2 protein-coding genes are annotated in these 2633 nt (G+C 65.6%); both read right to left on the bottom strand.

The features are described from left to right. Window positions 1-450: GFA family protein (locus tag ACXJKH_RS18400; protein WP_457321512.1), on the bottom strand; the 450-nt coding region annotated here is incomplete at its 3' end. A 129-nt stretch (window positions 451-579) separates the two neighbouring features. Beyond that, the coding region (gene rnr / locus ACXJKH_RS18395; protein ID WP_457321510.1) for a ribonuclease R at window positions 580-2633 on the bottom strand (2054 nt) is incomplete at its 5' end.

Raw genomic sequence — 2633 nt, 5'->3', positions numbered from 1 at the left:
GTGGTCAGGGTGCTGATGAGAGACCAGCCCCTGCAGCAGCGCCATTTCCGGATCGTCCTCGTCGCGGATGTCGGCCAGGGTGCCCAATCCATCCACGAACGGGAGCTTGCTTTCCACCCCGTACTGCACGGTCGGTGGCAGGCGGGCGGGATCGTCGAAGGCACCGGCGGCGACGGCCATGCCGTCGGGCGCTTCATACGTCAGCGGCGTGCCACATTCAGGGCAGAAGCCGCGCTTGACCAGGTTGGACGAGGCGAACCGGCGTGGCTCGCCCCGGGTCCAGGTGAATTCAACCCGGCGTACCGAGACCAGCGGCGCGTAGTAGGCACCGAACGCTTTCTGGCACATGCGGCMGTGACAGATCGAACTGTCGGTCAGTTCGCCACGGACGTGGAAGCGGATCGCGCCGCATTGGCAGCCGCCGCTGTATTCGGGGAGGTCGTCGGGCATGGGATGCGCTCCGATCGTGGTGGGTATGGAGCCGGCTGGGGCCGGTACTCCGATCGTTGTATGCGTGGAGCCGGCCAACGGCCGGCACTACCGGGGCTGCGCTCCGGGTGGTCCCGGTACGCGCGTCGTTCAGTACTTCTGTTTCTTGCGCTTGGCGGGCTGACCACGCGGCGGCAGCTCGGCCGTCTCGTCGTCATTCTCCTCGACCAGGCGGAAGTCGATCTTGCGCTCTTCCATGCTCGCCTTGAGCACCAGGATCCGCACCCGGTCACCCAACCGGTACGCCTTGCCACGGCGTTCGCCGCTGAGCGTCTTGCGGGTGGCGTCGAACTGGTAATAGTCGTGCGGCAGCTGGGTCACGTGGACCAGGCCGTTGACCTTGGACTCGTCCAGTTCGACGAACAGGCCGAAGCTGGTTACGCCGCTGATCACGCCATCGAACTGGCCACCGACGTGCTTTTCCATCCATGCCGCGCGGTAGCGCTCGTCCACTTCACGCTCGGCCTCATCGGCACGGCGTTCGCGTTCGGAGCACTGCACGGCCAGGGCGGCCATTTCGCGTGCCGAGTAGGTGTACTTGTCCAGCGAGCCGCCCGACAGCGCGTACTTGATCGCGCGGTGGACGAGCAAATCCGGGTAACGACGGATCGGCGAGGTGAAGTGTGCGTACGCATCCAGCGATAAACCGAAGTGCCCCTGGTTGTCCGGCGCGTACACCGCCATGCTCTGGCTGCGCAGCAGTACCGATTCCAGCAGGGCCGCGTCCGGGCGCTCGCGCACCTTTTTGAGCAGCTTGGTGTAATCGCCCGGCTGCACCTTGGCCCACGGCGGCAGGCTCAGCTTGAATTCCTTGAGGAACTCGAGCAGGTCGTCGTACTTGGCTTCCGGCGGCTTGGCGTGGTCGCGGTACGGCGCCGGCACCTGCTTGTGCAGCAGGTACCGCGCGGCCTGCACGTTGGCCGCGATCATGCATTCTTCGATCAACTTGTGCGCATCGTTGCGCACCAGCATGCCGGCCTGGGACACCTCACCGGTGTTGTCCAGCACGAAGCGCACTTCGGAGGATTCGAATTCGATCGCACCGCGACGGGTACGCGCCTTGGCCAGCACCTTGTACAACTGGTGCAGGTGCTCCACCTGCGGCAGTACCGCGGCGATCTGGTTGCGCACCGCCACGTCGTTCTCGCCCACCGCCTGCCAGACCTGGTTGTAGGTCAGGCGTGCGTGCGAATTCATCACTGCTTCGTAGAAGCGCGAATGGATCACGTCACCGTCGCGGTTCACCTGCATGTCGCAGACGAAGCACATCCGGTCGACCTTGGGCATCAGCGAGCAGATGCCGTTGGACAAGGTCTCCGGCAACATCGGCACCACGAAGCCCGGGAAGTACACCGAGGTGGCGCGCTTCTGTGCTTCATCGTCGAGCGGGGTGCCCGGACGCACGTAATTGGACACATCGGCGATGGCCACCACCAGGCGGAAGCCTTCGGCGTTGGGTTCGCAGTAAACCGCGTCATCGAAGTCCTTGGCATCCTCGCCATCGATGGTCACCAGCGGCGTGGTGCGCAGATCCACGCGCCCACCGATGCTGTCCGGCTCGACCACCATCGGCACCGCCGAGGCCTCGTTGAGCACCTCCTGCGGGAACTCGAACGGCAGCTCGTGGCCATGGATCGCGGTTTCCACGATTAGCGATGCGGTCAGCTTGTCGCCAAGCACCGCGATGATGCGGCCGATCGGCGGGCGACGCGTGTCCGGTGCCTGGGTCAGCTCGCAGACCACCAGCTGGCCGTCGCGGGCATCGCCGGTCTGGTCCGGCGGAATCTGTACGTTGCGCTGCACGCGCTTGTCGTCGGGCACCACGTAGTTGATGCCGAACTCGACGCTGAAGCGGCCGATCAGGCGGGTCATCCCGCGCTCGAGAACGCGCGCGATGCTGCCTTCGCGACGGCCACGGCGGTCGATGCCGGTGACGTTGGCCAACACGCGGYCGCCGTGCATGACCTTGCGCATTTCATACGGCGGCAGGAACAGGTCATCCCCACCCTCCACCGGACGCAGGAAGCCGAAGCCTTCCGGGTTGGCGATGACCACGCCGGTGATCAGGTTGGTGGCCTGCACCGGGGCAAAGCCGCCGCGGCGGTTTTGTACGAGCTGGCCGTCTCGCACCATCGCGCCCAGGC

The sequence above is a fragment of the Stenotrophomonas sp. P5_B8 genome (assembly GCF_054049855.1).
The sequence above is the reverse complement of the archived record's forward strand: the minus strand, read 5'-3'. Positions and strand labels throughout refer to the sequence as shown.